This window comes from Paraburkholderia sp. BR10872 (assembly GCF_040965835.1).
In the GTDB taxonomy this organism is placed as follows: Bacteria; Pseudomonadota; Gammaproteobacteria; order Burkholderiales; family Burkholderiaceae; genus Paraburkholderia; species Paraburkholderia nodosa_A.
This window is the reverse complement of sequence record NZ_JBFRCN010000204.1, coordinates 1-255: the sequence shown is the minus strand read 5'-3', so window position 1 is coordinate 255 and position 255 is coordinate 1. Positions and strand designations below refer to the sequence as shown.

Sequence of the window (255 nt, the reverse complement as noted above, 5' to 3'; positions counted from 1 at the left end):
TACCGATCCAGAGGTCCGCCTTTTCGTACTTCATGAAGCGCGGCGTGATGCGCTTGTCGATCACGTAGCTCTGCTGGAAGAACAGTTGCCACGGCGCGACGGTCGTGCCGACGATGCCGATCACGAGGAGCATCACGTCGGAGAGCTTCGAATTCGCCGGCCAGGTCGGCACGAAGAAGTCGCGCGCGATAACGCCCACGGGCGGGTGAATCGAAACGAGCACCGGGATCAGCAGCAGACTCAACAGGCACAGCA

The 255-nt window shown here is 61.2% G+C and carries 1 protein-coding gene; it reads right to left on the bottom strand.

The window, feature by feature from the left end; translation table 11 throughout:
- Positions 1-255 (bottom strand): divalent metal cation transporter (locus AB4Y43_RS40700; RefSeq protein ID WP_368730316.1); only part of this gene is annotated, 255 nt, incomplete at both ends.